Genomic DNA, 26,255 nt, shown 5'->3' on the forward strand with positions numbered 1-26,255 from the left:
AAGACACCGCGGTGAGTCGGTGGACGCTGACCGATCCGGTGCTCTCAGCCAGCGGCTGGACCGTTCCCGGGATACTCGAGGCGCGCAGCGAACTGACGCCCGACGAGCCGGCGCTTTTCTATCTGGCCGCGGACGGGAGCTGGGTCGGAATCCACTGGCGTAGCTACCGGGATAAGGTGGCGGCGATCGCCAACGGGCTACGCGAGCGGGGCCTGTTGCCTGGCGAGCGCGTCGGGATCATGGCGCCGAGTTGTCCGGAGTGGGACTTCGTGCAACTGGGAACGCTGGCCGCCGGTGGCGTGGCCGTCGGCCTCGACCCGTACGCGCGCGACGAGCATCTCCGCGAGATCGGGCGCTGTTGCGGGTTCGCAGCCCTGGTCGTCGCGCACCCGTCGTTGCTCGACAGGATCGGCGACGGGTTGCGCCAGCGTTTGCGCTTCGTCGTCTGTTTCGATCCGGCGGGACGGTCGGACGTCGTCTCGCTGGCCACGCTCCTGGCGGCCAGCCCACGGGCAGGGCAGTGGAACGAGGCGCAGCCCGACGCGCCGGCGACGATCGTGTTCACCTCGGGAACGACCGGCGAGCCCCGCGGCATCGAGTACAGCCATCGCCAGATGTGTCTGGCCTGCTCGTCGATCCTGTCCACCTTCCCACAGGTTGCTGCGGGTAGCCGGCTGGCCTGCTGGCTGCCCTTGTCCAACCTGTTCCAGCGGATGATCAATCTGTGTGCCATCGGTCGCGGCGCGCAGACCTTCTACGTCGGCGACCCCCGCGAGATCATGCGCCACGTCCGGGACATCGCTCCGGACCTGTTCATCGGTGTGCCACGCTTCTACGAGAAGCTTCACGCGGGGATCGAAGAGGCCATCGCTGCACAGCCGTCCTGGCGGCAGCGGCTCGCGCGTTGGGCCTGGCGGGTCGGCGACCGGCACGCGGCGGCCTGCCGTGACCGGCAAGGCCCCGCTGCCATCGATCGGCTGCAGTTTGCGCTTGCCGACCGGCTCGTCCTGCAGCCCATGCGCGCTGCGCTGGGAGGCAAGCTGTCGTTCATGGTCAGCGGCTCGGCACCGATGCCGGTGTGGCTGCTCGAGCGCTTTCACGCCCTCGGGCTGCCGGTGCTCGAAGCCTACGGCGTGAGCGAGAACATCATTCCCGTGGCGATCAACCGGCCGGACTGCTTCCGGCTCGGCACCGTCGGGCAGCCGGCGCCGGGCAGCGAGATCAGGCTGGCCGACGACGGCGAATTGCTGGTGCGTGGGCCGGGCGTCTTCGCCGGCTACCTCGGCGAGGACGCCCGGCCGCCAACGCTCGACTCCGACGGCTATCTGGCGACCGGCGACTTCGCGCGGATCGACGACGACGGGTTCGTCACGCTGATCGGCCGCAAGTCCGAGGTGTTCAAGACCTCGACTGGCCGCCGCATCGCCCCGAGCGCGATCGAGAACCGGCTGCAACAGGTGGCGCAAGTCGAACAGGCGGTCGTCTTCGGGGCCGGCCGGCCGCGGCCGGTGGCACTGCTGGTGCTCACCGAGGCGGCATGGCGGGAGGGTGGCGGGAGCGCCTTCGCCGACGTGAGGCGGGCACTGGCCACGGCGAGCAATTCGCTGCCCGCGCACGAACGCCCCGCCGGGTTCGCGTTCACCGCACAGGCCCTGACCATCGATGGCGGCGAACTCACCGCCAACCTGAAGCTGCGCCGGCACGTCATCGCGAGCCGGCGCAGTGCCGCGGTGCAGGCGCTCTACGACGATCTCGACGCTGCCCGGGACGCGCCTTTCGCGGCCTGGAGCGGTGATCGCCAGACCTTCCACTGCAGCGCATGAGCGAGTATTTCGTAACCGGCGCCACCGGAGCGATCGGCAGTGCGCTCGTGCCGCTGCTGCTGCAGTTGCCGGAGACCCGGCTGACACTGCTGCTGCGCGCGCAATCCGCTGACGACCTGGCGTCGCGGATGGACGAGCTTTGGCGCTTCTGGCGCATTCCGGAGGGGGATGACCCGCTGCGAACGCGGGTGCGCGCGTTGCGCGGCGACGTCACGGAGGCCAACTTCGGCCTCGCCCCCGAGGACTATCGCGAGCTTTGCGCCGCCTGCACGCACATCGTCCATTCTGCCGGCAACGTCCGGATGAACCTGCCGATCGAGCAGGCGCGTCGCTCTTCGGTGGATTCGGCAAGACAGGTCGTCGAGCTGGCCCACGCCTGCCCGAAACTCGAGAAGGTCGAGTTCGTCAGCACGGTCGGTGTCGGCGGGCGCACCCGTGGCACGATACCCGAAGAGTGGTTGCGCGACCCGCGCCAGTTCCACAACAGCTACGAGCAGGCCAAGGCCGAAGCCGAGGAGGTCGTCCGCGCCGAAGTCGAGAGCGGCTTGCCCTTGACGGTGCATCGGCCGAGCATGGTCGTCGGCGACAGCGACAGCGGGCGCATCATTCACTTCCAGGTGTTCTATCACCTGTGCGAGTTCCTCTCGGGAAGGCGCACCTTCGGCCTGTCGCCCGATTTCGGTTCGGCGCGCCTCGACGTCATTCCCGCCGACTACGTCGCCCGTACGATCGTCTGGTCGAGCCGCTCGAAGTCCGCTCGTGGCCGGATCATTCATTCCTGTTCGGGACCGGAACTCGCGTTACCGCTGGATCCCTTGCGCGAGCGGGTCCGCGAGGCTTTTGCGCGTGCCGGTCGTCGTCTACCTCCGGTGATCAGACTGCCCACCCCGGTGTTCTCCGCCATCCTCGGCGTGGTCGGCTTGCTGATGCCGACGGACGCCCGGCGCGCGCTGCGGACGCTGCCGGTTTTTCTCGACTACCTGGCTACCGCCCAGAACTTCGCCAACCAGCCATCCCAGCAATTGCTGTCTGCCGTCGGATTGCCGGTTCCCGCGCCCGAGCAGTATCTCGACAGAGTCCTGGCGTACTACCTCGGAATGACCGGCTCCGGCGCCTTCTAGCAGCCTGTCGGACCTGGGGCGGAACACCCATCGGCCGGATGAAGAGGCCGCGATTTCGCGATTTTCCCGCCTTTTTCCGGGCGCTTTCCCGGGGCTTTTTCCGCCAGTCCGCATGGTGCTCGTCGCGAGCCACCGCGATCTTCGCCTTGGCTGCCGCCATCGCCGCCAGGGTGAACGGCTCCTGTACCTCGGCCTCGAGCCAGGCTTCCAGCTTTTCGATGTCCCCGTGCGACAGCGCACTGTGGCGTGAGGCACTGGCTTCGATCTTCGTGCCGTCCGGACAGACACTCCCCAGGTTGAGCCGCTTCATCGCCTTGGCCATCTCGAGAACCTCAACAAACGTCATCCTTTGCATCTTCTCAACGAAATCTGCCAAGGTGATGATTTGTATGGCATGGTTGCGAAACTTCCGGACGACCTGACCGACGCGGGGCGATTCACCTGAGCAGACCGGAGATCTGCGCCGCTTGTAGGGCAGTGCTTTCGGCGGATGCGCCATCGCAAGGCGACACGGCCCGGGACGAAGTCGACATCGCCCCGGCGGTCGAGGGCCTGATCGGGCTGCCCTTCCGGGTCACCCGTCACGCGCTGCTGGAAGACGCCCTGGTGACCGAGATCGTGCCGGCCGCGCAACGGCCTGTCGATGAAAGCTCGTGGCCGGAGTCCGGCGCGCTGCTGTGGCGGTGGGCGTCGGTGACGACGCACACGGTGCTGTTCCTGATCGGCCCGCGCAGCCGGGAAATGCTGGAGAACGCCCTGCAGGACGGCTTTTTCGGCCTGCTCATCAGCAATGGCTAGGGCGTCGATCGCGCCCGGGAGAAGAACCGCCTGCGCTGCTGGCCGCAGCTGCTGCGCAAACTGCGGAGCTTGGCTGAGTCGAGCGACGCGCGAGTCTCCGGGGTGGACCAAGGAACGGGAACAGATCATCAAGACGCTGACGGCCGCCAGCCATGCGGCGCGGATCGATCCGCCGCCGGCAGGACTCCCGGCCCGCTACGCGAACGAGATCAAGCGACTACGGCCCACGTGCGAAGCGCATCGGACCGAGTCGTGTTGCTAGTCGGCGCCCAACCAAATAAAAAAATCCAACCCTATCATGGGGTTGGATCTTCTTTCTGGCGGAGAGGGCGGGATTCGAACCCGCGGTAGGCTTCCACCTACGCCTGATTTCGAGTCAGGTACATTCGACCACTCTGCCACCTCTCCGTCGGGCGCGAATGGTAGCACAAGATCGTCCGGCGCAGCGCATCTCGCGGCCCACGATCGCGCGAGAGGCCCCAAGCCGACCGGACGGCCGATATCCGTCACGCTGGTCGTCAAGCCATGCGCAGGAAGGCGCGTGCCGGTGTCGGCTCAGCCCGGCTGCAAGCCCTCTCGACGCGCGACGATCCGCTCGAGGCCTCCGAGGTAGGGGCGCAGGACTTCGGGAATGCCGATACTGCCGTCGGCGTTCTGGTAGTTCTCGATCACCGCGACGAGCGTCCGGCCGACGGCCAGGCCCGAGCCGTTGAGCGTGTGCACGAGTTCGATGCGGTTGCGCTCGTTGCGGTAGCGCGTGCGCATGCGTCGCGCCTGGAAGGCCTCGAAGTTGGAGCACGACGAGATCTCGCGATACGCCCGCTGTGCGGGCAGCCAGACCTCGAGGTCGTAGGTCTTCGCCGACGAGAAGCCCATGTCGCCGGTGCACAGCGTCACTTTGCGGTACGGCAGATCGAGCAGTTCGAGAATCTTCTCGGCGTGGCCGGTGAGTTCCTCGTGCGCGGCCACCGAGTCGGCGGCGGCGACGATCTGGACGAGTTCGACCTTGTCGAACTGGTGCTGGCGGATCATTCCGCGCGTGTCTCGCCCGTACGAACCGGCCTCGGAGCGAAAGCACGGCGTGTGGCAGACGAGCTTGAGCGGCAGAGCCTCGAGGGCGAGAATTTCGTCGCGAACGATGTTGGTCACCGGCACTTCGGCGGTCGGGATCAGGTACAACGGTTCGCCGTCCGAACGCGCGATCCTGAACAGGTCTTCCTCGAACTTCGGCAGTTGCCCGGTGCCGAACAGGCTCGCCGGGTTGACCAGGTACGGCGAGTACACCTCGGTGTAACCGTGCTGCCCGGTGTGTGTGTCGAGCATGAACTGGGAGAGTGCGCGATGCAGCCGGGCCAGCGCCCCGGTGATCAGCGTGAACCGCGTGCCGGCGATCTTCGCGGCATTGGCGAAATCGAGCTGACCGAGGCGCTCGCCGAGATCGACGTGATCGAGGACCGGAAAATCGAAGCCGCGCGGCTGTCCCCAGCGCTTTGTTTCGAGGTTGTCGGCTTCGGAGCGTCCGATGGGCACGCTCTCCTGCGGGAGGTTCGGGATCAGTGCGAGGAAGGCGTCGAACTCCCTGAGCAGGTCGCCGAGGCGAGCTTCGTTGGCCTCGAGTTCGTCCTTCAGCGCCGCCACCTGTGCGACGACCGGCTCCGTGTCTTCGCCCCTCCCCTTCAGCACGCCCACCTGTTTCGAAAGGCTGTTGCGATTCGCCTGCAGTTCCTGAGTACGCGTCTGCAGCGCCTTGCGTTCGCCTTCGAGTCTCTGAAAGGTCTGCTGATCGAGAGAGAACCCGCGCGTGGCCAGCCGGCTGGCCACTGCTTCCAGGTTGTTGCGTAGCAGCTGAACGTCGAGCATCCTCAATCCCCAGTCTGGCGACCGTAGGCCGGCCGCGCCGGCCTGTCGCGATCCTCGCCGCGTGCTGACGCGAACTCGATGGCCAGCGAACGCATCGCGCGGGCCACCAGCCGCCCGTCCGGCGCGGCAGGCGACGGCGGTTTGCGGTCAGTCGTCGTCGGCTTGCGCTCGTCGGTCGAGCTCGTGCAGTTGCGCGAGCTTTTCTGCGATTCGCGCTTCGAGACCACGGGCAACCGGTCTGTACCATTCGACGCGCGGCATTCCGTCGGGGAAGTAAGTCTCCCCGGGAGCGTAGGCTTCGGCTTCGTCGTGCGCGTAGCGGTAGCCCTTGCCGTAGCCGAGCTGCTTCATCAGGCGCGTCGGAGCGTTCCTGAAGCGTTCCGGGACCGGCCGCGACAGATCGCCGGCGACGAAGCTGCGCGCGGCATTATACGCGACGTAGCCAGCGTTGGACTTGGCCGCCACGGCGAGATAGATCACCGCTTCGGCAAGGGCCAGTTCTCCCTCCGGAGACCCGAGACGCTCGTAGGTCTCGGCGGCGTCGAGCGCCAGGCGTGCGGCGCGCGGGTCTGCGAGACCGACGTCTTCCCAGGCCATGCGCACGATTCGCCTGGCCAGGTAGCGCGGATCGGCACCGCCGTCGAACATGCGGCACAGCCAGTAGAGCGCCGCATCGGGCGATGACCCGCGAACCGACTTGTGCAACGCAGAAATCTGGTCGTAGAAGACGTCGCCGCCCTTGTCGAAGCGCCGCAGGCTTCGCGCCAGCGTGTGCTCGACGAAGGACTCGTCGACGCCCGACACTCCCGCTGCTTGCGTCGCGGTGGAGATCTGCTCGATGGAATTGAGCAGTCGCCTGGCGTCGCCGTCGGCCAGATCGATGAGCCTCGCGCGAGCCGGTTCGCTGACCTGCACTGCGCCCAGTTCCTGCCGGGCAGCGCGGTCGAAGAGCTCGCCGAGTTCCTCGGCCGATAGCGGACTCAGGACGTAGACGGTCGCCCGTGAGAGCAGCGCGGAGTTCAGCTCGAACGAGGGGTTTTCGGTGGTCGCACCGACGAAGGTCAGCAGCCCGCGCTCGACGTAGGGCAGGAAGGCATCCTGCTGGGCCTTGTTGAAGCGATGGACCTCATCGACGAAGAGGATCGTCTGGCGCCCGCTGGCTGCGCGCGTCGCTTCGGCGCGCGCCACCGCCTCACGGATCTCCCTGACCCCGGCGAAGACCGCCGAAAGGGCGATGAAATCGGCGTCGAAGGCATCAGCCATCAGCCGAGCCAGGGTCGTCTTGCCGACACCCGGGGGGCCCCAGAGGATCATGCTGTGCAGTTGCCCCGACGTGAAGGCGATGTTCAGCGGCTTGCCAGGACCGACCAGATGGGTCTGGCCGATCAGCTCGCCCAGCTCGCGTGGCCGCATCCTTTCGGCGAGCGGCGCGCTGGCCCCGGGTCTCGCCGGGACCGCCCTCATCGGGTCCACCGGATGGGATTGGCTCATTCGAGGCTACTCACCGCTGGCCGTTAATTTGCGCACGGACCGAATCGCGGGCCAGGGGTATCGTGTGGCCATCGGTTCAGGACACTCCAAACAAGCTCTGCCCATGAAACCCTACATCAAACGCAGCGGTCACGACCGGCGAAAGGAAGACCTCGGCCCCCGCGGGAAACTTCCCGAGCGCCGCCGGCAACCCGAGCGGCGGCTGCCAACCCTCAACGAAAGCCATGATATGTCGTTCGAAGCCTTCCAGCGCCTCCTCGAAGACGCCGCACACGCCGCCAAGAAAGCCCGCGAAGCGCCTTCCTCCAATGAATAAGAACGGACCCCTCTTAGGGGCCTCGCGCCCGGACGCCACGGTCGTCACATTTCCGCACGGCCTTTAGAAGAGCCAGTGCCTTCTGGCTGAGTTCCAGTCTCCAGACGACCGCAGTCCGCGCTTTGGACCGGGCACCACGCCCGGTCATTTTTTTCCTCCACCGGCTCGCCCGCTCCTGACCCGTCCCGGCGTCCCCGAGCGTCGGACCTCCCGATCGGCTGCAACATCCGGAATCGTCGACCGCTTCGACGCGCCGCCGTCGAGCTGCGGCGCCGATCACGACGCCCCGGCACGCGAGCGGCCGACGGCCGGACGATGGGCATCGAGAACCGACTGCTCGAGTTCGGTGAACGCGTCGCCGACATAGCCGCTCAGCCGGTCCAGATGCGGAAGTTCGTCGCTTGCGACGAGACCGAAGTAGAGCTGCCCGGCATAGCTGAACAGCGTGATGTTCAGCAGGTTCCCCGCAGGCAGCGTGCTGATCGGGTGCAGTTCGTCGAGGCGTGCACCCTTGATGTACAGATACTCCCGCGGACCCGGCACGTTCGACACGAGCGTGTTGCCGGTCGGCGGGAGGCTGTTGCTCAAACCGAGCATTTCCGCGAGTTGCCCGACGACGCCGGTGATCAGCGTATACGACACGATCGCCTCGGGGGCGACGCTGTCGATCATCGTCCGCACGTTGCGCAGCGAAAAACCGATGTTGCGCAGCCGGACATAGGGATCATCGGTCGGCGTGGACAGCTCGACCTGGATGATCCCGATCTTGTTGCCCGACCCGAGTTCGCCATCCTTGCGCAGATTGACGGGCATCTGGATGGTGATCGGCCGCTGCAGTTCGACCCCCTGGTCGCCGAGATAGCGGTGCAGGGCACCGTCGATGCAGGTCAGCGCGACATGGTTGAGCGTCGATCGCGTGCGCTCGCGGATCAGGTTGACCCGCTGCATGGCCACGCTCGTCGTCGCGAACTGCCGGCCGGCAGTGACCTGACCGGTCAGTGGTGTGTTGCCGTCGGCGACGAAAGGCAGCGATATCGCGTTCTTGGTCAGCTTGACGCTCTCGAGAAAGAGCATCGCGGCCAGCCGCGCCACGCCGGTGATGCTCCGGCCCACGCCGGCGAGCGAATCGAGCAGCGACAGGGCGATCCGCTCGTGCAGTCGCTTCCCGCCCAGAGCACCCGCGAGATGCGGAATCGACCACAGTGGCCTGAGTTGCAGATCGCCGGCATCGCGCGACAGCGACTCGGCGGCCCAGCGCATCATCGTCACGCCGTCGGCGCAGGCGTGGTGCATCTTGAGGTAGAGCGCGAAGCGCCCTTCGCTGAGGCCGTCGATGAGGTGCAGTTCCCAGAGCGGCCTCGACCGGTCGAGCATCGGCTGATGGAGGTCGGACACCAGGCGGTAGAGTTCCGGCCTCCCGTTGTGCCCGCGCCGTAGGCGGTGGTAGTGCACGTGCTCGGCCAGCTCCACCGACTCCGACTCCCGCCAGCTGGGCAGGCTGGTCAGCGAGAACTCGATGATCCGGTTGAACGGCGGCTGGACGTCGGTGAAAGTCAGAAACTCCCGGTAGAGCGCTTCGGCGAAGCCCGCCCTGGACCCGGAGGGGCGCTTGCAGATCATCAGGCCGCCGACATGCTTGGGACTCGCCTGCGACTCGGCGATGAAGAATGCCACATCGAGAAGGGAAAGCTTGCTCACTGACTGCTCCTTCACAGCGCTGCGAAAGCCGCCCGCTGCGACCCGCTCGGCGCACGACGTCGCTGCTGCGGTCACCTCGGGGGCGCGCGTCCCGTGTCGATCGCTTCACCCACGGCACAGCGCGGGCTGCCGCCTAGGATAGCGCATCGGCCACATCAACCTCTAGAGGAAAACACCCAGGCGTTTGGTGTGAGTGCTCTAGAAACTGGGGCTAGAGTGCGCCCAGTGACTGCACCGGCAGTCGCAGACGTGATTCAACGCAGTCAGAACACAGGAGAATGAGATGAGCACGACAGTCACCACCGTCATCGAGCAGGTCAGCAGCGGGCAGATCCTCAACAGAGCACAGGAAGCGGCGCAAAAACTCTGGCTGTTCGGCCTCGGCGCCTATGCTCTGGTCACCCGGAGTGGCGTCCAGGCGTTTGATGCACTGGTCCGCGAAGGACGGGCCTTCAAGCCGAAAGCCCAGCAGCAGATCGAGGAAAAATCGGCTGAGCTGCTCAACAGCGCGACGGCGACGATCGAGAAAGGCGAGCAAATGGTCCGCGAAAGGCTGGTCCGGCCGCTCGATTACATCCTCCTGGCCACCCGCCATGACGTCGAGCAGCTGTCGCTGCGTGTCCTGCAACTGAGCGCCGAGGTCCACAAGCTGGCCAGCGGCAAGTCTTCAGCCACGGCGAGGCCGCCGCTCAAGGCAGTCGCGACGCCGCCCGAAAGCAGCGCGCCAACGGCGACGGAGGCCGGCGCCTAAAACCTGCCAAAAGATCGCTGCCAGGAGGCCAGGACCCCAGGTTCGTGCGCAGCAGCGACCGGCCGGGTCCCGGATCCGTAAGGCGCCGGGACCCGGAACCCGTCCCCGGAATCGCCGAGCGCGGAGCGGCCGGTTTCCAGGCGAGCGCCACGCCGGCCATCGCCGCCTGAACGGCCATGGCGACGCCCGGAAGTCGTGAAGGAATGCACTGCGCGGCCAATCCGCGCTGTTCCCGACTCGCCCCCCCAACGGCCGGGCTTGCACAGCCGGCCGGCTGCGCCTTCGCTCTCGCCCATCGATCCGATAGGCCTCGTTGTTCGCCCCACGAGGGAAAGGAAGGGACCCGCCCCTTCCCTGGAGCCGGACGTCTCGGCCTGCTCGCGATGAGTTGTTGACAACCTCTCAGCCTTCACGCACCTTCTCCGCCTCGCCGATCAGCCACTTGCGGAAGATCGTCACCACCGGTCGATCGGCGACGGCCTCGGGGACGACCAGATAGTACGCCTGCGTCCGGTGGATCACGATGTCGAAGGGGACGGTCAGGCGGCCCGCGGCCACCTCGGCCTCGACCAGCGGCATCGAGGCCAGCGCGACGCCGACACCGTCGATCGCCGCCGAGAGCACGAGCCCCGGATCGCTGAAATGAGTCCCTGCTGCGGGATCGATGCCGCTGACACCGGCGATCTGTAACCACTCGGACCAGGTCGGACGATCGAGCAACTCGGTGATCGACTCGTCGTGCAGCAGGTTGTGTCGCCGCAGGTCGGCGGGGACATCGAGTGGACGCATCCCCAGCAGGAGCCGGGGGCTGCAGACCGCTGCATACCTTGGCGAAAAGAGTCGGTCGACCCGACAGCCCGGATACTGCCCGCGCCCGAAACGGATCGAGACCTCGCTTTCGTCGTCGCGCACGTCGAGCCCTTCGAGCCCCGAAACACCCGACGCATCGCGCGCATCGATCGTCCCGATCGATGCCGCCATGTGCAACTGGATCTCCGGGTGGGCAGCGGTGAACTCGGGAAGATGACGAATCAGCCAGCGGTTGGCAAAAGCCGGTGGCGAGGTGACGAGCAGGCGACCCGCTGCCTGGCGGCTGCGCGTGCTCTCGATCGCCGCCGCGAAGCACTCGAGTCCCTCGCGGACCTTCGGCAGCATCGCCCGGCCCTCGCGGGTCAGCTCCAGGGACCGGGTCATCCGGTGGAAGAGGTGGCAGCCGAGGTAGTCCTCTAGCCCGCGGATCTGGTGACTGATCGCCGTCGGAGTCACCGACAGCTCTTCGCCGGCGTCCTTGAAACTCAGGTGACGCGCAGCGGCCTCGAAGGCGCGCAGCGCGTTCAGCGAAGGTAGCCGGTAGGTCATACGGATGAGATTTTCTCACGCATCGGCTGATTATTGATCGTTTGCCACCTGCGTTACGAGATCATAGAGTGACGGTGCACACTCGGCAAACGAGATCAATACAAGGAACGATCCAATGAAAACCCCAATCCCTACCGACCTCACCCGCGAACAGATCATGGCCATCGTCGATGATGCACGCCAGCAACGGAGCCTCGCCGCCGGCGACGTGACGGTGGCGAGCATCCGCGAAGCCCTGGGATGGCTGGTGCGAACCGGCGACAGACTTCTCCACATCCTGCTGATGTCGCCGACGGCCCGCCCGTGACACCTGCCGGCACGGCGATCCGCAGTCTCGGCGAGCGCTTTGCACCAATCGGTCCACGGCCGGACCAAACGCGGCAGCTGAAGCACAGGACGACAAAAAAGGAGGAAAATTGATCCCATTTCGGCCATGCCCTGGCGCGTGGCCGACCGCGAGCGCGCCTGACCACCTGCCCGATCAGCTCCGACCATGCCCAGAATCCAGATCCAGTTGCCTGAAGAGTTCAGCTTCTCGACCGAGGTTCCGCTCTACCTCTGCCACATGAACTACGCAGGGCATCTCGACAATGCGCTGTTGCTGAGCGTCGTCTCCGAAGCGCGCGCCCGCTTCTTCGAGTGGCTTGGCTACACGGAACTCGACGTCGAGGGTCTGGGCATCGTCGTCGCCGATGCCGCCGTGCAGTACCGGTCAGAGGCCTTTCACGGAGAAGTGATGGTCGTCCGCATGACGGCGAGCGAGTTCACGCGCAAGGGCTGCGACCTGCAATGGCTGATGACCGACCGCTCGTCGGGGCGCGAGGTCGCGCGTGGCAAAACCGGCATCGTCTTCTATGATTACGCTGCGCGCCAGCCCGCGGCCGTACCCGAAAACTTCCGCAGCCGCGCCGCCGGCTGAGCGTCACCGCGGCCTGTTGCTCTTCAGGCAGGAACGAACTCCCGAATGAGTCGGCGCTGCAGATTCTGAACCTGCTTCAGCGACTCCCTGAGAATCAGGCGATCGAGCTCGTGCAGTTCGTCGGGATTCACGCGATTGAACTGCGCCGCGCTGCCGCCTGCAACCTGCAGGCCGAGCCTGAGCCTCTGGATGTGGTGAAAGGCATCGATCAGCGCAGCGCTCTGTTCGGGCGGGACACCGGACTGCTCGCCGCTGACCCGCAGGCGCTCGCAGGTGTTCGTGTCAGGAATCCGGCGAGCCAGCGCGTGGATGCGCGCGGCGTCGACGAACGGCCTCGATCCGTGTTTCTTGAGATCGATGGTGTGCGGGAACTCCTTGTCACCATCGTAGCGGAAACCGTTCCACCAGGTCAGCGGTGACTCCCAGTTCAGCGTGTTCTCGGTCATGCCGCGCAGGAAGATGGGATACGACCAGGCCCGTTCGGTGAGCCAGCCGCGCAGTTCGCTGGCCAGAGACTCCTGCCCGTAGAGCGCACGGAAGTCGAAGAAGATGCTCGAATGCAGCAGGCTCTCGGGTTCGGGCAAGGCCAGCCACATGCCGAATGCCTTCCGCCACTCGTCGGCCGACAGGCACCACTGCGGGTTGCTGGCCATGATGTTCCCCTTGCACAGTGGATAGCCGCAAGTGTCGAGCGCCTGATTGACCGCCCGGGCAAAAGGCAGGAAGGCGTCGCGCAGACCCGCCGCTTCCTCGTCCGACTCGGCGGCGAAGATCAGACCGTTGTCCTGGTCAGTGACCAGCGTCTGCTCGAGCCTGCCTTCCGAGCCGAAGACCAGCCAGCACCACGGAACGTAAGGCAGGTCGAACTGACCGGCGACGAGTTCGATCACCTGTACGGTGAGCAGATCGTTGAGCGACGAGATGTGCTGGCAGAGCGTATCCGCGCCCACCCGCTCGACGACCAGCCGGCCAACGAAATCGCGGATCTGCCCGGCGAGGACGACGAGTTCCCCGATTTCGCGAGCGGCCAGTATCGCCCTGACCAGTTCGTCACTCTGCGCACCGGGCAGGGCATAGAGAGCGCCCTGCGAGACGACATCGTAGCAGGCACCGTCGGCGTCGGTGAGCACGAGGTGGCGAACGCCGCGACGGATCATCACGACGCTCGCCTGGTACGCCGTGGCGTCAGCGGGAATGGTGATCAGGCCACTGGTCATCACTCCGGCGACCGGCGCGTCGAGATCGCAGCCCTCGATCGCGATTCGGCGAACGACGTCGTGCAGAGTGAGGATGCCGAGCGGAACCCGAGTCGCCTGATCGACGACGACGACCGCGTCGCCACGACGCTGATCGAGAAGCAGCAGGGTATCACGAACAGTCGTCGACGGGCCTGCGGTCAGCGGCTGACCGCGAACCAGGTGGCGCAGTGCGACGTAAGGGGAAAAAGGCGCGGCGCGCCGACGCGATTCAGTATCTGAGGCGGGCATGATAGGTACGCTGGCTGGCTTCACGTGCCTGCCGCAGCGTCCGGATACCCATCTCGGCGAGCAGCGGCAGCATCTTGAGGAAAACCTCTCCGGTGACCATCGCGTCGCCGAGCGCCGTATGGCGCCCGAAAACCGAAACCCCGAGGCGCTCGGCGATGGCTTCGAGGCGGTGACTGCTCTGACTCGCGTGAAGGACCGCCGAGAGCAGCAGCGTGTCGAGCACCGGATGGTCGAAGCGTACCCCGGCCAGCTTTTCCTTGAGTTGCAGGAAACGCATGTCGAAGGCCGCGTTGTGGCCGACCAGCACGGTGTCGGCGCAGAAGGAGTGAAACACCGGGAGGACGGTTTCGATCGTCGGCTGGCCGACGAGCAGGTCCGGGGTGATCCCATGCACCTCGATCGATTCCGGCGACAGCGGCCGACGCGGGTCGATCAGCTGGTCGAAACACTCGTGACGCAGCAGGCGACGGTTGACGATTCGCGTGGCCCCGATCTGGATGATTTCGTCGCCCTGCGACGGCTGCAGGCCCGTCGTCTCGGTGTCGAAAACGGTATACGAGAGTTCCGCGAGCGGCCGGTCGTCGAGCTCGTGGCCTGCCGCCGACCAGCCGAACAGGTCGAAGTCGTAGAACTCCGGCCGATCCCCCTCGCCGGGAACGACGATCGCGCGCGGCAGGTCCTTCGGTGCCTCGGCTGCGGGCAGCATGGTCCGGAAAAACGCCCGATGCGAGACGCGCTCGCGCTGGAACCAGATGTCGCCGTTGCAGCGCTCGATGATCTCGGTGACGCTCAGCGGAGAGACGTCTCCGCCGATCGTCATCGGATCCTGCAGCCAGCTCATCGCCGTTTCGTTGTTCATCGACGTACCGAGCCAGGACAGATCGAGTTGGGCGAGCGGCCCACTGCGCGACAGCGAAAGGCGAACCTCGCGCACCGCGTACTCGTCCTGAAGGCGCAGCGCGAGATAGCGGATCGCCTGCAGGAGCCCGAAGCTGTCGACGCGCAGCCAGAGGTCTTCGTCGAGGTTCTCGGTCTTTACCGCGAGAACGCGGCGCTCGCTGGCGCGTCGCTCGCCGATCCGCCGCGCGGCGACGGCGACGAGTTCTGCGCCGAGGATCTCCTCGAGCAACCAGCGCTCGCGCAGGTCATTTGAAAACGCCGCCGCGGCCTGCTCAAACTGGACCGAGAGCACTCTCGCCTCGTCGCGAATCACCCCGACGAAGCGATCGCGCTGGTGGACCGGCATGTCGGTGAAGTCGGCGAGCATGTCGCTCGCCGCGCGAATGCTGCCCAGCGGCCCTCTCCCGCGCTCGAGCAGTGACTGGATCAGCTCATCGCGGCGGGCGTGCCGCTCGTTGATCGTCGTCACGTCGTCGAGGACGAGTACGAATCCGGTAATCGACAGCCCGCCCACTCGCGCGGCGTGCTGGCCCTCGCCACCGATGACCGGCGACATGTGCGCACGCAGCAGGCGCCCGGCCGGGGTCGCGGTGACGAACTGCACCGAGCCGATCAACGGCCGACTGCCGGTTGCCGACTGATCGCGGCTTGCCTGCTGCAGGCGCTCGAGCGCGTGCTCGACGAGCGTGCGGTCGAAGACCGTGTAGATCGACCGACCGAGGCCGAGAAGCTTGGCGCTGCTGCCATCGGCCCCCGCCGACAGTTCCTGCTTCGCCCGCTGGTTGTAGAGGAGTACCCGCCCGTCGAGATTGCAGACCACGACGCTCTGGCTCAGATCGGCCATCAGCGCAGCCAGACGGCTGCGCTCTTCCTCGAGCGAGGCGCGCGCTTCGCGGATCCGCTCGGCCACGTCGTCCTCGCGCGTCTGCCGCAGGCTAAGCAGCTGATTGGTCACCTTCGCGAGTTGCCGAAGTTCGGCGGCCCGGTACGCGCCGATGCGCAAGCCACTGTGCGCGAGTGTTGCGGCGAGTTCCTCGGCCAGGCGCAAGGGCGCCTCGACATACTGGCGATGCAGCCAGACGATCGCCCAGCAGCACACGGCGCTACCGGCCAGCGCGAGCACCGCCAGCGCGACGACGCGTTCTTCGGTCGTCCTGCCGCTGCCGGCTGCATCCGCTTCGCTGGCCAGCATCAGCCCGGCCGCAGCGGCGACCACGGCAGAGACGAACAGTGCGGCAGCGACTGTCGCCAGAACCAGCTTGCGGCGAGACTGCATCGGCTATATCCCGAGAAGCTTGCGCACCTCGGCGAGCAACTCCTTGGTCGAGAACGGCTTGGTCATGTAGCCGTCGGCGCCGAGGCCGAGTCCCTTGCTGATCTCGGTGTCGCGCCCCTTGGCAGTGAGCATCAGGATCCGCGTGCCGCCGAGGTCCGGATCGGCCCGCAGAGCCTGACAGACGTCGAAACCGTTCATTTTCGGCATCATCACGTCGAGCAGGACGACATCGGGTCGTTCCGTGCGCACCTTGGCCAAGGCTTCCTCCCCGTCGCCAGCGACCAGCACCTCGAAACCCTCGCGGCGCAATAGAAACTCGATCGAGATCACGATGTTCTGCTCGTCATCGGCAATCAGAATCTTCTTGCTCATCAGTACTCCGATCTATCAGTGAACTACGCGTAGGCTGGTCAGCCACCCCAGGCGGGAATCGGCTCCGGCAGCGGATTCTCCTCTTCGACCACGGCCAGCGGCAGAGTGAACCGAAAAGTCGCCCCCTCGCCGGGCACACTCTCGACCCACAAGCGCCCGCCGAGGTGCTCGATGATCCGCCGGCTGATCGGCAGGCCCAGCCCGGTGCCCGAGGGCTTGGCGGTCATCGTGTCACCGACCTGACGAAACTTCTCGAAGATCACTTCCTGATGTTCTGGACGAATCCCCGGGCCGTTGTCGGCGACGCTGACCTCGAGGGCTCCCGGCACCCGGCGCAGCGAGACGCGCACCCTGCCCTCGTTGGGAGTCAGGAACTTCGCGGCGTTGGACAACAGGTTCAGCAGCACCTGGATCAGCCTGTCGCGGTCGGCGAGAATCGGCGGCATGCCCTCGGGCAGGTCGAGTTCGACGAAGGTCCCCTTCTCCCGGAACAGCTCGCTCGTCGCAGCGACCGACTGTTCGATCACTTCGCTCAGGTCGAGTTCGCCGCTGTTCCAGTCGGCCCGGCCCGATTCGATCTTGGCCAGGTCGAGAGTCTGGTTGATCAGCCGCGAGAGACGTTCGGCTTCACTGACGATCAGCCCGAGAAAGCGCTCCCGGTCGGCGAGGTGCATCTTCGGATCGTCGCGCAGCAGCTCGGAAAAAGCGCGGATCGAGGTCAGCGGCGTGCGCAACTCGTGGGTCACCGACGACATGATGTCGTCCTTGACGCGGTCGAGCTCCTGGAGCCGCTCGTTGGCCTCCTGCAGTTCGAGGGTCGCCGCCGTCAGTTCGCGCGACTTGCGTTCGAGTTCGCGGCTGTAGGTGCGCAGCTGCGAAGCCTCATCGAGGATGTGCATCACTTCGTCGATGCTCAGCGGCTCCTCCTTGGCCACCGAAGCGACCATCACGCGCGCCGAGGCACTGCCGATCGCACCGGCGAGCAGCGACTCGGCGAACTGCACGAGCTGCGCGTCGGCCTCGCTGATCACGCCGTCCGCGTGGCCTCGCCGCTTGGCGTAAGCCGAGAACAGCGTCTTGGCCCTGGCCGGCCCGAGAAAGCGACCGACGAGCCCCTGCAGGTCGCTGACCTGGGCACGACCCCGCCAGAAGGCCGCACCAACCGGCCCGATTCCCTTGAGCGCGTCGACGAACACGGACGCCTGGGCCGCCTCGGCGGCCATCGGCGGACGGAGCAGCGAGAAACCCGTGTACGCGCCGATGTTGGCCAGGAGGCTCCAGAACAGACAGTGCGAGATCTCGTCGAAGCCGGTCAGGCCGAACAGCTGCTGCGGACGCAGCAGTTCGACCCCGAACAGTCCGTGCGTCAGGAAGTCGTCCGGCAGCCAGCCGGACTTGGCAAAGGACGGCAGCAGCAAAGTATAGGTCCAGACGATGAAGCCGGCGCCGAGACCGGCGAGAGCACCGCCGCGAGTGCCCCCTCGCCAGTACATGCCGCCGATCATCGCCGGGGCAAACTGGGCCACCGCCGAGAAGCTGATCAGGCCGATGGCCACCAGCGCATAGGCTTCGCCGGCAAGGCGGAAGTAGAGGTAGCCGAGCAGCAGGATGACCACGATCGCTCCGCGACGGATGCCGAGCAGGACGAACGAAAGGTCCCTGCCATCCTCGAAGCCGAGCGCCTTGTAACGCAACAGGATCGGCATGATCAGGTCGTTGCAGACCATCGTCGACAGGGCGATCGTCTCGACAATGACCATGCCGGTCCCCGCGGACAGGCCACCGATGAAGACCAGCAGCGTCAGCCCCTCGTGGCGCTGTGACATCGGCAGCGTCAGGACGAAGGTGTCGGCATCGACGCCCTGGTCGGCGAAGTGCAGCAGCCCACCGAACGCGATCGGCAGAACGAAGACGTTGATCAGCAGCAGATAAAGCGGGAAGAGCCAGGCCGCGCGCTTGACGTGCGTCTCGTTGACGTTCTCGACGACGGCGACCTGAAACTGCCGCGGCAGGAAGAGAACCGCCAGCGCCGAAAGGATCATCAGCGACAGCCAGTTCGTGTAACCGCCGCCGGAGGGAATCGCGGTCATCAGACGCTGCAGCCCCGCATCGGACTCGGCGTGCTCGAAGATGTCGCCGAAACCGTTGAACACGAAGTAGGTGACAAAGATGCCGACGCTCAGGAAGGCGACCAGTTTGACCGCCGATTCCAGAGCGATCGCTGCGACCATCCCTTCGTGCCGCTCGGTCGCGTCGAGGTGGCGGGTACCGAAGACGATCGTGAACGCCGCGAGGATCAGCGCGACGTAGAGGCTCACGTCCTCGGCCAGCGACATCGTCGTGCTGTGGTCCGGCATGACGATGTCCGGGTAGCTGAGCAGCAGACTGACCGAACTGGTCACTGCCTTGAGCTGCAGCGAGATGTACGGGATGATCCCGACGACGGCGATGATCGTCACCAGACCGCCGAGCAGATGGCTCTTGCCGTAACGCGAAGAGATGAAGTCGGCGATCGAGGTGATCCGGTTGGCCTTGACGATGCGGATCATCTTGAGCAGCAGAAAGCCGCCGAGAGCCATCACCAGCGTCGGACCAAGGTATATGGGCAGGAAGCCGATTCCCGAAACCGCTGCCCGCCCGACGCTGCCGTAGAAGGTCCACGTCGTGCAATAGACGGCCATCGACAGGGCGTAGATCGTCGGACTGGCGATGATCGATCGGCCCGCGTCGGCGCGCTTGTCTCCCCACCAGGCCACGGCGAAGAGCACGCCGAGGTAGGCCAGCGAGAGACAGATGACGACCGGCGCCTCGAGCATTGCCGCCGGCTACCGGTACCGACTCTCGATGGCCCCGGCCATCAGGACGATGACTGCAGCCCAGGCGAAAAAGACGTACAGGTAGACGAGGGGAATGTCGAAGATTTCGACGGGCTGGTCGAACAGCGATAGCACAGGGTAATTGAACAGGACGCAGCCGATCAGGAACGTCGCCACGAGCCGATCACCGGCAAGTATTCTGCGCTGCATGTCTCACCCTCCCGCAAGAAAGTGGTCATCGTCGGCGCACGGGCCTTCTTGTCGCCCTGTGTGCCTTCGTCGGACGGTCATCGTCAGTATATCCGGCGCTAGTCGTGGCTCCTCTTCAAAGCCATCGCTGATCACTCACGCTCCGCCCTGCCCCTGCCCGAAAGCCATCGCGGAGGACTCGGCCCGAACCACCGCCGTCCAGGGGTCAGCGCAGTTCGCCCATTTTGATCAATCGGCCGGACCGACGCAATGCCCACCCCGAACCTGGCCACCGCTGCTCACGGCTTCTGCTCGCTGGCCAGCCCGACTATACTTCGGCTACTGCCGGCGCACACCACGCCCCGAGCCTGCTGCGACGTAACCCGGACAGCGGCGGCGCGGCCTTTCTCGAGGAGCCCCGATGGCTGATACCGCCGGCGTACCGCGGCGCGTCAAGATGCTCTGCAACCTGCCGACGGTTCCGTTGCTGCACCAGTTTCCGCACGACGAACCGCGCTGGGGAGACTGCGAATTCACCTTCGAGCGCGACGCCCGTGACTACGACTGGCTGCTCGTCTACGACGACCTGCCTTCGCGGCCCGGCGAAGCCAAGCGCACGACCAGCGAGCCACTCGCCTGCCCGCGCGCGCACACGCTGCTGGTGACCAGCGAACCGTCGTCGGTCAAGACTTACGGTGAGGACTTCACCCGGCAATTCGGCGCCGTGCTGACCAGCCATCCGGAGTGGGCGCTCGCGCACCCGCAGCGGATCTATTCGCAGCCGGCCCTGCACTGGTTCTACGGGGTGGGCAGCGGTGGAGTGCTACCGTTCGACCGGATGCTCACCGAACCACCGCTGAACAAGAGCCGGCAGGTGTCGATGGTTTACTCTCCGAAGACAATGCGCCACACCCTGCACCACCACCGCGCGCGCTTCATGCGCTGGCTGATCGACAACCTGCCCGAACTCGAAGCCTTCGGTCGCCAGACACCCCGACCACTCGACGACAAGGCGGATTGCCTGCGCGACTACCGCTACCACGTCGCCGTCGAGAACTTCATCGGGCGGCACCACTGGACCGAGAAGCTCGCCGACCCCTTCCTCGGTCTCGCGCTGCCGTTCTACTACGGCTGCCCCAACGCCGAAGACTACTTTCCAGCGGAGAGCTTCATCCGCATCGACATCCGCGATCCGGCAGGCGCCCGCGCAATCATCCGCCGGGCGATCGCCGACAACGAGTTCGAGAAGCGGCTGCCGGCGCTGATCGAAGCGCGGCGCCGGGTGATGTTCGACTACAACCTGTTCGCCGTCGTCGCCCGCGAGACTGCTCGTCTGACGCAGCCCGACGCGCGCGTCGAAGCCGGGGCGGTGATCCTCTCGCGGCGGGCCTTGCGCAAGACCAGCCCGGCGATCGCTCTGCGCGACGCGTGGGGCAAGCTGCGCGGCCGCCTGCTCCACCTGCCCGGCGCGTTCAGTGGGCGCTGAACGGAAGGCTGCCGACGCGAGATGCCCTGCTCTCCCGCGCAGGGGACCGCGAAGAGAACACCAGGCCGGCTATTTCGGGAGGAATTCGGTGAGTTCGGTCTGTTTCTTGTTATAGACCCTTCCAGGACCGAAGTAATCGACGTACGTCCACTTCACTTCCCGACCGACGACCGGCGCGTACCAGATCGTGTCCTCGAAACGACCTGATTTCGACGAGGCGTTGGCGCGAAGGTCAAACACGCGAGTCCATGCGCCGTCGCACTGCACGCGAAAAGCGTCGAACGTCCCCGCCGGAACGCTCACGCTCTCGATGCCCTTGACTTCGCATTCCGCCGAATTCGCTCCGACGCCGCTCGACCACGGCCGCTTCTCGTACGCTTTCCTGTCGCCAACGCGCAGCGGAAAGGCCAGCGAACCGTCGCACATGTTGACGTCACTGTCGCGCATTCTCCGGCACGATGCCAGACTCCTGTCGTAGTAGCGAGTGACGGGCTGCCCTTCTGGCGAGATCCGCGCCCGAAAGACCAGGCGTTCTGCCTCGACGGCAACCAACTCCTCCTGGTAAGCGGACAGTACGGGATTTTTTCACAGGGCGATCTGCCGGTACTTCCAGACCGATCCAACGACGAGCTTCGGCAGCTCGGCCGAAGCGGGCGCCTGAGCGAACGCGGCGACGGGCCAGAGGACAGCCACGACGAGGACAGATGCCGAACACCACGATCCTCGATTCATCTCGATCCCTTCGCTTCCCGGTCAGTTGTTGGGAACCTGGGCGACCCTGCTGCGATCCCCGGACGTGACTCGCCCCGACGATGGACACCCACGTCGCCCGCAAGCGCAGGGGCGAGAGTCGTCTCGGAGTCGGTCCAGAATGGCACACGCGTCGGAGGGCAACGACGGCCGTGCCGCGGGCTCGCTGCTCGTGGTCGCGCTGCGCCGGTGCAATCCCCCGGCGCATTCGGCTCGCCCTGGGGGCTCACGCGCCGTCGCAGATCAGCACGACGGCTTCTGCCGCGATTCCTTCGCCACGCCCGGCAAAGCCGAGCCGCTCGGCAGTCTTCGCCTTGACGTTGACGCAATCGACCGCGACCTGCAGATCGGCGGCGATGTTCGCGACCATCCGCGGCAGATGCACAGCCAGCCGCGGTCGCTGCGCGACGATCGTCGCGTCGACGTTGGCGACCCGCCACCCCTTCTGCCGCAACAGGTCGGCGGTCGCGCGCAGCAGTTCGCGGCTGTCGGCGCCCCGGTAACGCGGATCGCTGTCCGGGAAGTGCCGGCCGATGTCGCCGAGAGCCGCGGCGCCGAGCAGCGCGTCGGTGATCGCGTGGAGCAGCGCGTCGGCGTCGGAATGGCCGAGCAGCCCCGAATGGTGGGGAACCTCCACTCCCCCGAGAATCAGCTTCCGGCCCGGCACCAGCGCGTGAACGTCGCAACCCTGACCGACGCGGATCACGGCTGCAGTCTCGACCTGGCCAACAGGATCATCTCGGCGAGCAGCAGGTCGGCCGGATAGGTGACCTTGAGGTTCGACGAGTCGGCACGCACGAGCCTCGGCGCGTGACCCGCGGCCTCGATCGCCGAAGCCTCGTCGGTACCGCCCGGGTATTCAGCCAGCACGCGGACGAGCAGGCCGTAGCGGAACATCTGCGGCGTCTGCGCCTGCCAGAGCCCATCCCGCGACTCGGTGCGGAGTACCCGCTGCCCGTCGTTCGCGCGCTTGAGCGTGTCGGCCACCGGAACCGCGAGCAGCCCACCGACCGGGTCGCCATCGAGTTGCTCGCGCAGGTCGGAGAGCATCGTCTGGGTCAGGCAGGGACGGGCGGCGTCATGGACGAGCACCCAGTCGTCGTCGTGGGCGGCAGTGGCCGCCGCACGCAGCCCGTTCGCCACGCTCGCCGAGCGCGTCGATCCGCCACAGAAGAGTGTCTCGAGCTTGTGCCCCAGGCTGGTCCATTCATACTGTCGCCACCAGCTGTCCTCGGGCGAGAGTACGACCCAGACGCGATCCACGAACGGACAGCGACAGAGCGCAGCCAGAGCGTGATGGAGCAGCGGACGACCGGCGATCGACCGATACTGCTTGGGCAGCTCGCCAGCGCAGCGCGAGCCGCTTCCGGCCGCAGGAACGATTGCGAAGTAGCGTGTCATGGACTAATTTTAAGCGAGGAAGTCACCGTTCAAGGAGCACCGCCGTGAACCACACTGCCGCACACATCCGACCGGCCGCCGTCGCCGGGATGTTCTATCCGGGAGCAGCGTCAGCGCTGCAGCGCGAATTGCGCGAAATGCTCGGCGCGATCGACAGCGAAGCGATCGCACCGGCAGCGAAGGCACTGATCGTTCCGCATGCCGGCTACGTCTATTCGGGGCCGATCGCGGCGAGTGCCTACGCGGCACTCACCGCGCGCCGCGCGACGATCACCAGGGTCGTGCTGCTCGGCCCGACTCATCGGGTCGCGGTCAATGGTCTCGCGCTGCCGTCGACGACGGCCTTTTCCACACCACTGGGCGTCGTTGCGATCGACCAGGAAGCCGCCGCGGCGATCGCGCACCTGCCACAGGTCGTGGTCAGCGATTCGGCGCACGCGCTCGAGCACTCGCTCGAAGTGCAGCTGCCCTTCCTGCAGACGGTGCTCGGCAAGTTCAGTCTGCTGCCGCTGGCCGTCGGGCGTGCGTCCGCCACCCAGGTCGCCGAAGTGCTCGACTGCCTCTGGGGTGGCGACGAGACGCTGATCGTCGTCAGCTCCGATCTGTCGCACTACCTGCCCTACGCGATGGCCAGGGAGACCGACCGCAACACGGCGACGCACATCCTCGCGCTCGACCCGCATCTCGACCACCAGCAGGCTTGCGGAGCAACGCCAGTCAACGGGCTGCTGCTCGCCGCGCGCAGGCACGGCCTGCACGCCGAGCTCGTCGACCTGCGCAACTCCGGCGACACCGCCGGCGACCGCTCGCGAGTCGTCGGTTACGGTGCCTTCCGCTTCACTGCGGAGACTGCCAATGTCCAGTGAAGCCCTCGGCGCCGCCCTGCTGCGCATTGCCCGCAAGGCCATCGCCGAGCGCCTCGGCCTGCCGGCGCAGCCGGTCGGCGAAGCCCTCCCCGAGTTCGCCGCTCCCGGGGCCACTTTCGTCACGCTGAAACGGAACGGGCAGCTGCGTGGGTGTATCGGCAGCCTCGAGGCGCATCGACCGCTGGGTATCGACGTCGCCGAGAATGCACTCGCCGCCGCGTTTCGCGACTACCGCTTCCCGCCGCTCGGCCGCGACGAGTTTGCTGGAATCGATATCGAAGTCTCGTTGCTGACGCCGGCCGAGCCCTTCCCGGTCACCGACGAGGCCGATGCACTCTCTCGACTGCACCCCGGGATCGATGGGCTGATCCTCACCTACGGACGGCATCGCGCGACCTTCCTGCCGCAAGTCTGGGAGTCGCTTCCCGATCCACGCCAGTTCATGGCCCAGCTCAAGCTCAAGGCCGGTCTTCCTGCCGATTTCTGGCACGAGCAGATTGTCCTGGCGCGTTACGGAGTACGGAAATGGAAGGAAACCTAGATCATCAGCCGAAGGTGCCTGAATCGGCACACCCGGCGCGCTGGTGGCATCCGATCGACGACGGGCGCATCCAGTGCGACCTCTGTCCGCGTGACTGCAAGCTGCACGACGGGCAGCGCGGGGCGTGTTTCGTGCGCCAGAACCTCGACGGGCGAATGGTCCTGACGACCTACGGTCGCTCGTCGGGCTTCTGCATCGATCCGATCGAGAAGAAGCCGCTGAATCATTTTCATCCCGGTTCGGCGATCCTCTCGTTCGGCACGGCTGGCTGCAACCTGGCCTGCAAGTTCTGCCAGAACTGGGACATCTCGAAATCGCGCGACATGGACCGCCTGCTCGACGCAGCGAGTCCCGAAGGGATCGCCGCAGCTGCCATCGCCTACGGCGCGCAGTCGGTCGCCTTCACCTACAACGACCCGGTGATCTTCGCCGAGTACGCGATCGACACGGCATTGGCCTGCCATCGGCGCGGCGTGCGGACGGTGGCGGTCACCGCCGGCTATATCTACCCCGAACCGGCCCGCGAGTTTTTCGCGGTGATGGACGCAGCCAACGTCGACCTCAAGGCATTCACCGACGAGTTCTATTTCAGGCTCTGCGCCGGCCACCTGCAGCCCGTGCTCGATACGCTCGTGTACATTCACCACGAGACGAACTGCTGGCTCGAACTGACCACACTGCTGATCCCCGGCAAGAACGACTCGCCGACCGAGATCCGGGCGTTGGCCGAGTGGGTCGCGCGCGAGCTCGGGCCCGACGTGCCGCTGCACTTCAGCGCGTTCCATCCTGACTGGAAGATGAACGACATCCCGCCGACGCCGCGCTCGACCTTGACGATGGCCCGTCGGATCGGTCTCGAGGCGGGCCTGCACCATGTTTACACGGGGAACATCCACGACCGCGACGGCGACACGACCTTCTGCCCGGGCTGCCAGGCGCCGCTGATCGAGCGCGACTGGTACGCCATCCGTCACTACGACCTGTCCCCCGAGGGGCGCTGCCCGCACTGCGGCAGGTCGATCGCCGGACGCTTCGGACACTTCGGCAAGGCATTCGGACCGCGGCGCGTGCCGATCAGGCTGGACGGCCGTTGAGCGACGCTCTCCGGGATCGCGGCGAAACTGTCCTGGCGATCGACGTCGCGCAGGGTCTGGAGCGTGCTGAACTCGGCCTGCCGGAAAGAGCCGGGGCTTTGGTCATCCTCGCCCACGCCGGCGGATCGCCCGAGACGCGCAACGATGCGCTCGCGGTCATCCTGCGCCATGCCGGCATCGGCACGCTGACCATCGACCTGCTCAGCGTGGCCGAGAACCGCTTCGCGAACGTCCGCAGCAACGTCCCGCTGCTCACCCGCCGTCTTCTCGACGGTCTGTCGCAAGTCCGGCTCAGGATGCTCCTTGGCGAAGTACCGCCGTTGCCGATCGGACTCTGCGCGAGCGGCGAGTGCTCACCCGTCGCACTACGCGTCGCTGCCCAGCGCGATCAGGACATCTACGCGATCGTCTGCCGCGGCGGGCTGATCGACCTGGCCGGCACCGTCTACCTGCGCGCGCTGGCCTCGCCGCTGCTCGTCCTGGGCGATGCCAACGACGAACCAGGCACGGCGAGCAACCGACGCGCCCTCGCCGAGGTCGGCTGCACCCGGCGGCTGACGATCGTGCCAGGCAGCGCCGCGGCTCCCGCATCGGCAGCCGTGTTCGAGTCCGTGGCCCGCGAGACGGCGTGCTGGTTCGTCGAACATCTGCGCGAGGGCGCTCGCGCGGCCGACTGAGCGGCCGCGGGTAGCGCTGACCCGGCACTACACCAAATTCGCGAAATCGTTTATATTGCGCCGCAACAGCTGCGCCCAGGACGGGCAGAGCGTGCCCGTCACCGCGCGGTCCGGCCTCTGCGCCCGGGCGACACGGCCCCGCGCCGGCCAGACCCTTCCCGTCTCGGGAACCATGACGCTCCGCGATCCTTGGCCGCGCACCAGCGCGCCGTGCAGCGAGGTCCCGATGCCCCTTCATCCGGCCGCACTGGCGGCCAACCCGAG

General features: G+C 66.4%; 25 protein-coding genes and 1 tRNA gene. 12 read left to right on the forward strand and 14 right to left on the reverse strand.

Annotated features, from left to right (window positions below; genetic code table 11):
* Window positions 1–11 precede the first annotated feature (11 nt).
* The 3 genes from NFW05_RS12455 (at window position 12) to NFW05_RS12465 (ending at window position 3,742) form a co-directional block, all read left to right on the forward strand.
* Window positions 12–1,823: an AMP-binding protein gene (locus NFW05_RS12455; protein WP_295307217.1), complete on the forward strand. Its 1,812-nt coding sequence runs from the start codon at window positions 12–14 to the stop codon at window positions 1,821–1,823.
* Window positions 1,820–2,944, forward strand: coding sequence for an SDR family oxidoreductase (locus NFW05_RS12460; RefSeq protein ID WP_295307220.1), 1,125 nt, complete (start codon window positions 1,820–1,822; stop codon window positions 2,942–2,944). Before NFW05_RS12455 ends, NFW05_RS12460 begins: the two co-directional genes overlap by 4 nt.
* 477 nt (window positions 2,945–3,421) lie before the next feature.
* Window positions 3,422–3,742, forward strand: a complete 321-nt coding sequence (locus tag NFW05_RS12465; protein WP_295307222.1) for a hypothetical protein — start codon at window positions 3,422–3,424, stop codon at window positions 3,740–3,742.
* Between the two features lie 318 nt (window positions 3,743–4,060).
* Here NFW05_RS12465 and NFW05_RS12470 read toward each other — a convergent pair.
* The 3 genes from NFW05_RS12470 to NFW05_RS12480 all read right to left on the reverse strand — a co-directional run bounded on the left by NFW05_RS12470 (window position 4,061) and on the right by NFW05_RS12480 (window position 7,066).
* A tRNA-Ser gene (locus NFW05_RS12470) sits at window positions 4,061–4,150 on the reverse strand.
* A 147-nt stretch (window positions 4,151–4,297) separates the two neighbouring features.
* Complete coding sequence (gene serS, locus NFW05_RS12475) at window positions 4,298–5,602, reverse strand: serine--tRNA ligase (RefSeq protein ID WP_295307225.1); 1,305 nt, start codon at window positions 5,600–5,602, stop codon at window positions 4,298–4,300.
* A gap of 147 nt (window positions 5,603–5,749) precedes the next feature.
* Window positions 5,750–7,066: a replication-associated recombination protein A gene (locus tag NFW05_RS12480; RefSeq protein WP_295307228.1), complete on the reverse strand. Its 1,317-nt coding sequence runs from the start codon at window positions 7,064–7,066 to the stop codon at window positions 5,750–5,752.
* Window positions 7,067–7,196: 130 nt separating this feature from the next.
* Between NFW05_RS12480 and NFW05_RS12485 the strand changes: the two genes are divergently transcribed.
* Window positions 7,197–7,409 (forward strand): hypothetical protein, encoded by a 213-nt coding sequence (locus NFW05_RS12485; protein ID WP_295307231.1) that lies wholly within the window; start codon window positions 7,197–7,199, stop codon window positions 7,407–7,409.
* A 276-nt stretch (window positions 7,410–7,685) separates the two neighbouring features.
* On the opposite strand, the gene NFW05_RS12490 is transcribed toward NFW05_RS12485, so the two are convergent.
* Complete coding sequence (locus tag NFW05_RS12490; RefSeq protein WP_295307234.1) at window positions 7,686–9,107, reverse strand: wax ester/triacylglycerol synthase family O-acyltransferase; 1,422 nt, start codon at window positions 9,105–9,107, stop codon at window positions 7,686–7,688.
* A gap of 283 nt (window positions 9,108–9,390) precedes the next feature.
* On the opposite strand from NFW05_RS12490, the gene NFW05_RS12495 reads away from it, so the two are divergent.
* Window positions 9,391–9,858 carry a phasin family protein gene (locus NFW05_RS12495; RefSeq protein WP_295307237.1) on the forward strand — a complete coding sequence of 156 codons (468 nt, stop codon included), beginning with the start codon at window positions 9,391–9,393 and terminating at the stop codon, window positions 9,856–9,858.
* A gap of 402 nt (window positions 9,859–10,260) precedes the next feature.
* Here NFW05_RS12495 and gcvA read toward each other — a convergent pair whose 3' ends face one another.
* Window positions 10,261–11,217 (reverse strand): transcriptional regulator GcvA, encoded by a 957-nt coding sequence (gene gcvA, locus NFW05_RS12500; protein ID WP_295307240.1) that lies wholly within the window; start codon window positions 11,215–11,217, stop codon window positions 10,261–10,263.
* 115 nt (window positions 11,218–11,332) lie between these two features.
* Here gcvA and NFW05_RS12505 point away from each other — a divergent pair, with 115 nt between their 5' ends.
* Window positions 11,333–11,524: a hypothetical protein gene (locus NFW05_RS12505; RefSeq protein WP_295307242.1), complete on the forward strand. Its 192-nt coding sequence runs from the start codon at window positions 11,333–11,335 to the stop codon at window positions 11,522–11,524.
* A 186-nt stretch (window positions 11,525–11,710) separates the two neighbouring features.
* Complete coding sequence (locus NFW05_RS12510; protein WP_295307245.1) at window positions 11,711–12,136, forward strand: thioesterase family protein; 426 nt, start codon at window positions 11,711–11,713, stop codon at window positions 12,134–12,136.
* Between the two features lie 23 nt (window positions 12,137–12,159).
* Here NFW05_RS12510 and NFW05_RS12515 read toward each other — a convergent pair whose 3' ends face one another.
* Genes NFW05_RS12515 through NFW05_RS12535 form a run of 5 tightly spaced genes read right to left on the reverse strand, consistent with a single transcriptional unit; the run spans window position 12,160 to window position 19,197 of the window.
* Window positions 12,160–13,623, reverse strand: coding sequence for a DUF294 nucleotidyltransferase-like domain-containing protein (locus NFW05_RS12515; RefSeq protein ID WP_295307247.1), 1,464 nt, complete (start codon window positions 13,621–13,623; stop codon window positions 12,160–12,162).
* Window positions 13,604–15,799 carry an exonuclease domain-containing protein gene (locus tag NFW05_RS12520; protein WP_295307250.1) on the reverse strand — a complete coding sequence of 732 codons (2,196 nt, stop codon included), beginning with the start codon at window positions 15,797–15,799 and terminating at the stop codon, window positions 13,604–13,606. The genes NFW05_RS12515 and NFW05_RS12520 overlap by 20 nt, the downstream gene beginning before the upstream one ends.
* 3 nt (window positions 15,800–15,802) lie before the next feature.
* Window positions 15,803–16,171, reverse strand: coding sequence for a response regulator (locus NFW05_RS12525; protein ID WP_295307252.1), 369 nt, complete (start codon window positions 16,169–16,171; stop codon window positions 15,803–15,805).
* A gap of 38 nt (window positions 16,172–16,209) precedes the next feature.
* Window positions 16,210–18,987 carry a sensor histidine kinase gene (locus NFW05_RS12530; protein ID WP_295307255.1) on the reverse strand — a complete coding sequence of 926 codons (2,778 nt, stop codon included), beginning with the start codon at window positions 18,985–18,987 and terminating at the stop codon, window positions 16,210–16,212.
* A gap of 9 nt (window positions 18,988–18,996) precedes the next feature.
* Window positions 18,997–19,197 carry a hypothetical protein gene (locus NFW05_RS12535; RefSeq protein ID WP_295307258.1) on the reverse strand — a complete coding sequence of 67 codons (201 nt, stop codon included), beginning with the start codon at window positions 19,195–19,197 and terminating at the stop codon, window positions 18,997–18,999.
* A gap of 400 nt (window positions 19,198–19,597) precedes the next feature.
* On the opposite strand from NFW05_RS12535, the gene NFW05_RS12540 reads away from it, so the two are divergent.
* On the forward strand, window positions 19,598–20,662 hold the full coding sequence (locus tag NFW05_RS12540; RefSeq protein ID WP_295307261.1) for a glycosyltransferase family 10: 1,065 nt from the start codon (window positions 19,598–19,600) through the stop codon (window positions 20,660–20,662).
* 69 nt (window positions 20,663–20,731) lie between these two features.
* On the opposite strand, the gene NFW05_RS12545 is transcribed toward NFW05_RS12540, so the two are convergent.
* The 4 genes from NFW05_RS12545 to ispD all read right to left on the reverse strand — a co-directional run bounded on the left by NFW05_RS12545 (window position 20,732) and on the right by ispD (window position 22,813).
* Entirely contained in the window at window positions 20,732–21,109 is a 378-nt protein-coding gene (locus NFW05_RS12545) for a hypothetical protein (protein WP_295307265.1), read from the reverse strand.
* Between the two features lie 138 nt (window positions 21,110–21,247).
* Window positions 21,248–21,394, reverse strand: a complete 147-nt coding sequence (locus tag NFW05_RS12550) for a hypothetical protein (RefSeq protein WP_295307268.1) — start codon at window positions 21,392–21,394, stop codon at window positions 21,248–21,250.
* Between the two features lie 244 nt (window positions 21,395–21,638).
* Complete coding sequence (ispF, locus tag NFW05_RS12555) at window positions 21,639–22,118, reverse strand: 2-C-methyl-D-erythritol 2,4-cyclodiphosphate synthase (RefSeq protein WP_295307271.1); 480 nt, start codon at window positions 22,116–22,118, stop codon at window positions 21,639–21,641.
* The gene (ispD, locus tag NFW05_RS12560) at window positions 22,115–22,813 is read right to left on the reverse strand and encodes a 2-C-methyl-D-erythritol 4-phosphate cytidylyltransferase (protein ID WP_295307273.1); all 699 of its coding nucleotides are present in this window, start codon (window positions 22,811–22,813) and stop codon (window positions 22,115–22,117) included. The genes ispF and ispD overlap by 4 nt, the downstream gene beginning before the upstream one ends.
* A gap of 44 nt (window positions 22,814–22,857) precedes the next feature.
* On the opposite strand from ispD, the gene amrB reads away from it, so the two are divergent.
* The 4 genes from amrB to NFW05_RS12580 are packed head-to-tail and all read left to right on the forward strand — an operon-like array spanning window position 22,858 to window position 25,991.
* Window positions 22,858–23,679 carry an AmmeMemoRadiSam system protein B gene (amrB, locus tag NFW05_RS12565; protein ID WP_295307276.1) on the forward strand — a complete coding sequence of 274 codons (822 nt, stop codon included), beginning with the start codon at window positions 22,858–22,860 and terminating at the stop codon, window positions 23,677–23,679.
* A complete protein-coding gene (amrA, locus tag NFW05_RS12570; RefSeq protein WP_295307279.1) occupies window positions 23,669–24,220 on the forward strand; it encodes an AmmeMemoRadiSam system protein A in 552 nt (183 codons plus the stop codon). The genes amrB and amrA overlap by 11 nt, the downstream gene beginning before the upstream one ends.
* Window positions 24,205–25,314 carry an AmmeMemoRadiSam system radical SAM enzyme gene (amrS, locus tag NFW05_RS12575; RefSeq protein WP_295307280.1) on the forward strand — a complete coding sequence of 370 codons (1,110 nt, stop codon included), beginning with the start codon at window positions 24,205–24,207 and terminating at the stop codon, window positions 25,312–25,314. The genes amrA and amrS overlap by 16 nt, the downstream gene beginning before the upstream one ends.
* Window positions 25,311–25,991 (forward strand): hypothetical protein, encoded by a 681-nt coding sequence (locus NFW05_RS12580; RefSeq protein ID WP_295307283.1) that lies wholly within the window; start codon window positions 25,311–25,313, stop codon window positions 25,989–25,991. Before amrS ends, NFW05_RS12580 begins: the two co-directional genes overlap by 4 nt.
* Window positions 25,992–26,255 lie beyond the last annotated feature (264 nt).

Source organism: Accumulibacter sp. (assembly GCF_023806625.1).
In the GTDB taxonomy this organism is placed as follows: domain Bacteria; phylum Pseudomonadota; class Gammaproteobacteria; order Burkholderiales; family Rhodocyclaceae; genus Accumulibacter.